This window comes from Mesorhizobium sp. M0998 (assembly GCF_040318885.1).
In the GTDB taxonomy this organism is placed as follows: domain Bacteria; phylum Pseudomonadota; class Alphaproteobacteria; order Rhizobiales; family Rhizobiaceae; genus Mesorhizobium.
In genome coordinates this window covers 135,380-141,662 of sequence record NZ_JAMYND010000015.1, presented here as the reverse complement: position 1 = coordinate 141,662, position 6,283 = coordinate 135,380, and the positions used below count along the sequence as shown (strand labels likewise).

Here is a 6,283-nt window from a genome sequence, read left to right as displayed (position 1 = left end):
GCGGTGTGGTGGGTTCCGTGCTCGTGGGTTTATCCACCGGGGGCGCGGCCTCGACGTGATCGCGGCGCCTTCTGCGGAAACCCCCTCCCCGCCGTGCGCGGGCACCTCCCCCTCAAGGGGGGAGGATTGCGGCCGCTGTGCCAGCAGCCGCAGCCACATGTACTGGGCGGTGTTGGTGTCCTGATATTCGTCGACGAGGATGTAGCGGAAGCGCTTGTGGTATTCCTTCAGCACGTCCGGATTGGCGCGGAAGATGCGGATCGGATGGCACAGGAGATCGCCGAAGTCGCAAGCGTTCAGCGTTTGCAGCCGCTCCTGATAGGCCTTGTAGAGCTCGCGGCCCTTGCCGTTGGCGAAGGCACGGGCATCGCCCTCGGGGATGTCGGCGGGGCCAAGGCCCTTGTTCTTCCAGCCGTCGATCATCTGGGCGAACTGCTTGGCCGGCCAGCGCTTGTCGTCCAGCCCTTCGGCCTGGATAAGCTGCTTGATCAGGCGCACGACATCATCCGTGTCGAGAATGGTGAAGTCGGATTTGAGCCCGGCCAGCTCGGCATGTCTGCGCAGCAGCTTCACTCCAATCGAGTGGAAGGTGCCGAGCCACGGCATGCCCTCGACATTGCCTTCGCCGATCAACAGGCCGATGCGCTGCTTCATCTCGCGCGCCGCCTTGTTGGTGAAGGTGACGGCGAGGATCTGCGAGGGGAAAGCCTTGCCGGTGGCAAGGATGTGGGCGATGCGGGTGGTCAGGACGCGCGTTTTGCCGGTGCCGGCGCCGGCCAGCACCAGCACCGGGCCTTCGGTGGTTTCCACCGCCAGCCGCTGCTCGGGGTTGAGGCCGTTGAGATAATCGGGCGCGTTGTTCTGGTTGCTGCGGGCAGCCATGGCGCGCGCGGCAATGCCCGACGGGGCCACGGGCCGCGCGTTCGGTTCGTCAAAAAAGGGCATGTCTTCCGAAAAGCCGGACATCTCCCCCCGAATGTAGTGATTCGGCAGCGAAAGGCCAGAAGTGTCTCCGTTTTGTTCTCTGTCCAGTCGGTGGACTCACAATCTGGATGGGTCTGCTAACCAAAACGCCGGGCTTGCGATGGGCCGGCACCGTAAAACGCCGAGCTTGCTTGACAGTGGAAGCGGGCCGGAGAAAGTTGCGTGGGGGCAGGAACGCAATGCGGGGTTGCCCATGGACGCGTCGCGGAGCGCACCAGTCGAAGGAGCACCGTCTTGGCTGTGGTCATCACCTCCCTGATCCTTTTCCTCATCGGCCTGGCGATTGGCGGCGGCGGCATCTGGCTCGTGACGCTGGGCGGCAGCTGGTACTACGTCATCGTCGGTCTAGCTTTCCTTGTCGCGGCCTGGCTGCTCTACAGGCGCAGATCCACGGCGCTGTGGCTCTACGCGGCGATCGTGCTCGGCACGCTCGCCTGGGCGGTTTGGGAGATCGGCTTCGACTGGTGGGAGCTCGGCCCGCGCGGCGGCATCATCGTGCTTGTCGCGCTATGGCTGTTGACGCCATGGGCGCGGCGCGGGCTTACCGGTCCCGACGGACGCGCGCCGCTGATCCTCGCCGTGCTGGCATCGCTTGCCGTCGCCGGCTATTCGATGACGACCGATCCAAAGGATATTGCGGGTGAACTCAACACCGACAAGGTGACGCCGACGGCCGATCTTGGCGGCAACGTGCCGGCTGGCGAATGGCACTATTACGGTCGCACGCAATACGGCCAGCGCTATTCGCCGCTCGACCAGATCACCGCCGAAAACGTTGCCAATCTGCAGCCGGCCTGGACCTATCGCACCGGCGACGTGAAAGGGCCCGGCGACATCGCCGAGACGACCTATCAGGTGACGCCGCTAAAAATCGCCGACACGCTCTACATCTGCACGCCGCATAATTTCGCCATCGCCATCGATGCCGCGAGCGGTAAGGAGAAATGGCGCTTCGATCCGCAGGTCAAGCTCAACAAGGACCGCCAGCACCAGACCTGCCGCGGCGTGTCCTATTATGCCGATGCCAAGGTCGCCGCCGGCCAGCCCTGTGCCACACGCATCTACCTGCCGACATCCGACGCCCGGCTGATCGCGCTCGATGCGGCGAATGGCCAGGTCTGCCCGACTTTCGCCGAAGGCGGCACGCTGAACCTGCTCGCCAACATGCCATATCCGAAGCCGGGCTATTATTATTCGACCTCGGCGCCGCTGATCGTCGCCAACAAGATCATCGTCGGCGGCGCGGTCAACGACAATTATTCGACGCAGGAGCCGTCCGGGGTCATCCGTGCCTACGATGCCGACACCGGCGCGCTGTTGTGGAATTGGGATTCCGGCAATCCGGACCAGACGACGCCGCTGCCGCCGGACCAGACCTACACCAACAACTCGCCCAACATGTGGTCGACGGCAAGCGCCGACGAGAAGCTCGGCCTGCTTTATGTGCCGCTCGGCAACCAGACGCCGGACCAGCTCGGCGCCGGGCGCAGCGCCAATGACGAGAAATTCTCCTCGTCGATCACCGCGCTCGATCTCAACAGCGGACAATTGCGCTGGGTGCGGCAGACCGTGCACCACGATCTCTGGGACATGGACGTGCCGGCGCAGCCGACGCTGGTCGACATCACCACGGAAAGTGGCGTGGTGCCGGCGCTGGTCGGGCCGACCAAGCAGGGCGACCTCTATGTGCTCGACCGGCGCAGCGGCGAGCCGATCGTTCCGGTCAAGGAAGTGCCGGCACCGGGCGGCGCGATCGAGGGCGACCATACCTCGCCGACGCAGCCGGTCTCGGATCTCAGCTTCAGTCCGAAACCGCTGACCGGTGCCGACATGTGGGGCATTACCATGTTCGACCAGCTGGCCTGCCGGATCGAGCTCCGGAAGTTGCGCTATGAGGGCCGCTACACGCCGCCGTCGCTGCAGGGCTCACTGATCTACCCCGGCAATTTCGGCACCTTCAACTGGGGCGGCGTGGCAGTCGATCCGGTCCGGCAGGTGATGTTCGGCATGCCGACATACCTGGCGTTCATCTCCAAGCTGGTGCCGCGCGCCGACGTGCCGCCGCCCGGCGACACCAAGGGCAGCGAACAGGGCCTGAACCGCAATGACGGTGCGCCTTACGCAGTGATATTGAAGCCGTTCCTGTCGCCGCTCGGCATTCCCTGCCAGGCGCCGCCCTGGGGCTATGTGGCGGGCGCCGACCTTCGGACCGGCAAGATCGTCTACAAGCATCGCAACGGCACCGTCTACGACATGACGCCATTGCCACTGCCATTCAAGGTCGGCGTGCCCGGCATTGGCGGGCCGATGATCACTGCCGGCGGCGTCGCCTTCCTCGGTGCGGCGGTCGACGACTATGTGCGCGCTTATGACCTGACGACCGGCAAACAGCTCTGGCAGGCGCGGCTGCCGGCCGGCGGGCAGTCGACACCGATGACCTACACGGTAGCCGACGGACGGCAGTTGGTCGTCATCGTTGCCGGCGGCCACGGCTCGGTCGGTACCAAGCCGGGCGACTATGTGATGGCCTATACGCTGCCGAAATAGAGAAGTTCCTTCAGAGCCCGAGATGCCCTTTCAGGTCGGGTACCGATGCAAGTACCTCACTGGTCAGCTGCGGGCCGGCGGCTGCCTCGGCCTGCTGGACCAGCATCGTGCCGGCCTGGCTGATCTGTGCGAGCGTAAGGCCTGATGCCTTGAGTATGGCGACGCCGTTGATCAGCGCGCCGGTCTTTTCGCCGAGAGCGCCACCGAGCGCGCCCTCCAGCGAGGACAGGAGGCCACCACCGGAAGCCGCGCCGGGAGCCATGACATCATATTGCTTGGCCAGGGCGTCGGCTCCCGGGATTTTGGCGAAGAAGCTGGACAGGGTCGTGCCTTCCGCCTCGTGTTCGAGCACCGAGAAAATCGTGCCGGCGATCTTTTCCGTCAAAGCCTGGTTGAGACCGGATTTCTGGGAGACGGTGTTGATGATGTCCTGAACGTCCATGACCTTTCCTCAGGCTTTGGTGTTTGCGGGCGGGTGCCGGTTGGCGCGGATTTTGATCAACGATCGTTTGAATGCGGTGAAGGCAGTGAACCGCAGCGCCAGCAAAGCCATAGCGGCGAGGGCGAACCCACTTGCCAGAAGCGGGGAGGGAAAGGTCATGGCATATTCCTTCGTCGTCAATCAGGCATTCTTTTCCCGCCAAATGGCCATTGTCGTTCGCCAAATGGCCCGAGTGAGGCATAGCCCGGTAACTTCTTTTTACATCGTGGTGCGTGCATTTAGCATTGCCACAAAGGACCAAAATTTAACGACAGTGCGGCGCGCGGCATCACGGCGTCGTGCAGGGACTTACGGCAGCCTCACTCAGCCGTGACTGGACCAGGCAAGCTTCGGCTCTATGTTGCCGCGGGGGGCGCCGACGAGGAGCGCGCCATGACAAAACCTGCCGGACCCATTGCCGCCGAGCCTGTCATTACCCAGGCGATGATCGACGCCTATGACGAATACACGCATCTGACGCTCGACCGACGGCGCTTCATGGAGCAATTGACCAGGCTTGCCGGATCGGGTGCGGCAGCTGCCGCGATCGCGCCGCTGCTGGCGGCGAACTCGGCCCAGGCGGCAATCGTGGCGGAAGACGATCCGCGGGTGAAAGCCAAGGACATCAGCTATCCCGGCAGCGCCGGCGAGATGAAGGGCTATCTGGTCATGCCGGCGGACCAGACCGGCAAGCTTGGCACGGTCATCGTGGTGCACGAGAACAGGGGTCTCAACCCGCATATTCGCGATGTGGCGCGGCGCGTGGCGCTGGAAGGGTTCGTGGCGCTTGCGCCGGACTTCATGACACCGCTCGGCGGCACGCCGGACGATGAAAACAGGGCACGTGACCTGTTTTCCCAGCTCGATCCAGCACAGGTCGCCGCCAATGCCGTGGCAACCGTCGCCTACCTCAAAGGCTACGAGGACGGCAACGGCAAGGTCGGCGCCGTCGGCTTCTGCTGGGGCGGCGGCACGGTGAACATGCTGGCCGTCAACGCGCCGGACCTCGCCGCCGCCGTCGCCTATTACGGCATGCAGCCACAGGCCGAGGACGTGCCGAAGATCAAGGCCGCCCTCATGCTGCATTATGCCGGGCTCGACACCCGCACCAATGCCGGCATCGATGCCTTCAAGAAGGCACTCGACGCGGCCCATGTCGAATACTCGGTCTATGTCTATGAAGGCGCCAACCATGCCTTCAACAACGACACGTCGGCGGCCCGCTATGACAAGCAGGCGGCTGACCTCGCCTGGGGCAGGACGATCGCCTTCCTCAAGGAGAAACTGGCCTGATCAGTCCGGCGCCGGCGCCGGTTTGTGAAGGGCGACGCCGGCCACCACCAGGGCGATGCCAAGGCAGTCGGTGAGGCTCGGCACCTGCCGCAGCACGATGACGCCGATCAACGTTGCGGTGACCGGCAGCAATGACAGCATCAGCGCGAAGCTGGAGCGCGGCAGCCTCGACATGGCAAGCTGGTCGCAAATATAGGGAATGACCGACGAGCAGATGCCGACGCCGACCCCCGCAAGCAGCAGCGGCGGCGCCGAGAAAGCCGGCAGAGCATCGGCGAAACCGATCGGCAGAACGACGAGAAGGGCGACCGCCATGGCGGCACCCAGCCCGGCGATGCCGTCACCAGCGCCGGCGCGCGCGACGCGGTGGCCAAGAACGATGTAGCCAACGAACAGCGTGCCGTTGAGGAAGGCCCAGAACAGGCCGACGGGATCGCTCGACCATTTGACGTCGATCAGCAACAGGGTGCCGGCGACAGCGATTGCGAGGGCGGCGAGATTGCGCGGGCTTCTGAGACCAACAAGCGCGACGCCGATCGTGCCGACGAATTCGATCGCTGCCACCAGCGAGATCGGCAGCCGATCGAGCGCCAGGTAGAAAGAACAGTTCATCACGCCAAGGCAGGCGCCGAAGGCCACAAGCAGCAACTGCGTCGAGCGATCGGCGCGGGCGAAGACCGCCCACGGTCGGGTCAGCGGGGCAAAGACGAGCGCCGCGGTGGCAATGCGCAGCCACGCCATGCCGAGCACGCCGACATGCGGGAACAGCAGCACCGCGAAGGCCGGTCCGAGATAGTGGAACACGGCGCTGACGCCGAACCAGAGATGCGGCGGGACCGCGTTTGCCAAGATAAAGGCGGGGCCGGCGAGTGCCGGACTTGCTGCGGGGGCTTGCGTCCGATCTTGCATGGGATCAGTATCGCAGGCGATTTTTGCCATTGATATGGATAATGGCCGGGCATTTCGGCCATTTCCTTT

The 6,283-nt window shown here is 64.4% G+C and carries 6 protein-coding genes; 3 read left to right on the top strand and 3 right to left on the bottom strand.

All coding sequences use genetic code 11. From position 1 onward, the window contains the following. Nucleotides 1-966, bottom strand: a 966-nt coding sequence (locus tag NKH59_RS16820; RefSeq protein ID WP_353022401.1) for an ATP-dependent helicase, incomplete at its 3' end; no start/stop codon positions are given. Nucleotides 967-1,218: 252 nt separating this feature from the next. Between NKH59_RS16820 and NKH59_RS16815 the strand changes: the two genes are divergently transcribed. Continuing rightward, nucleotides 1,219-3,531, top strand: a complete 2,313-nt coding sequence (locus NKH59_RS16815; RefSeq protein WP_353022399.1) for a glucose/quinate/shikimate family membrane-bound PQQ-dependent dehydrogenase — start codon at nucleotides 1,219-1,221, stop codon at nucleotides 3,529-3,531. A gap of 10 nt (nucleotides 3,532-3,541) precedes the next feature. Here the strand turns inward: NKH59_RS16815 and NKH59_RS16810 are convergent, their stop codons facing one another. After that, nucleotides 3,542-3,973 (bottom strand): hypothetical protein, encoded by a 432-nt coding sequence (locus NKH59_RS16810; protein WP_023721154.1) that lies wholly within the window; start codon nucleotides 3,971-3,973, stop codon nucleotides 3,542-3,544. On the opposite strand from NKH59_RS16810, the gene NKH59_RS16805 reads away from it, so the two are divergent. Continuing rightward, on the top strand, nucleotides 3,972-4,346 hold the full coding sequence (locus NKH59_RS16805) for a hypothetical protein (RefSeq protein WP_352539549.1): 375 nt from the start codon (nucleotides 3,972-3,974) through the stop codon (nucleotides 4,344-4,346). The genes NKH59_RS16810 and NKH59_RS16805 overlap by 2 nt on opposite strands. A 59-nt stretch (nucleotides 4,347-4,405) precedes the next feature. Further along, nucleotides 4,406-5,305 carry a dienelactone hydrolase family protein gene (locus tag NKH59_RS16800; protein WP_353022397.1) on the top strand — a complete coding sequence of 300 codons (900 nt, stop codon included), beginning with the start codon at nucleotides 4,406-4,408 and terminating at the stop codon, nucleotides 5,303-5,305. Here the strand turns inward: NKH59_RS16800 and NKH59_RS16795 are convergent, their stop codons facing one another. After that, nucleotides 5,306-6,214, bottom strand: coding sequence for an EamA family transporter (locus NKH59_RS16795; RefSeq protein WP_352539551.1), 909 nt, complete (start codon nucleotides 6,212-6,214; stop codon nucleotides 5,306-5,308). Between the last annotated feature and the right edge of the window lie 69 nt (nucleotides 6,215-6,283).

Bases quoted from the DNA above. Each gene is read 5' to 3' on its own strand.
- NKH59_RS16805 (WP_352539549.1), top strand. From the start codon at position 3,972: ATGACCTTTCCTCAGGCTTTGGTGTTTGCGGGCGGGTGCCGGTTGGCG.
- NKH59_RS16810 (WP_023721154.1), bottom strand. From the start codon at position 3,973: ATGGACGTTCAGGACATCATCAACACCGTCTCCCAGAAATCCGGTCTC.
- NKH59_RS16800 (WP_353022397.1), top strand. From the start codon at position 4,406: ATGACAAAACCTGCCGGACCCATTGCCGCCGAGCCTGTCATTACCCAG.
- NKH59_RS16795 (WP_352539551.1), bottom strand. From the start codon at position 6,214: ATGCAAGATCGGACGCAAGCCCCCGCAGCAAGTCCGGCACTCGCCGGC.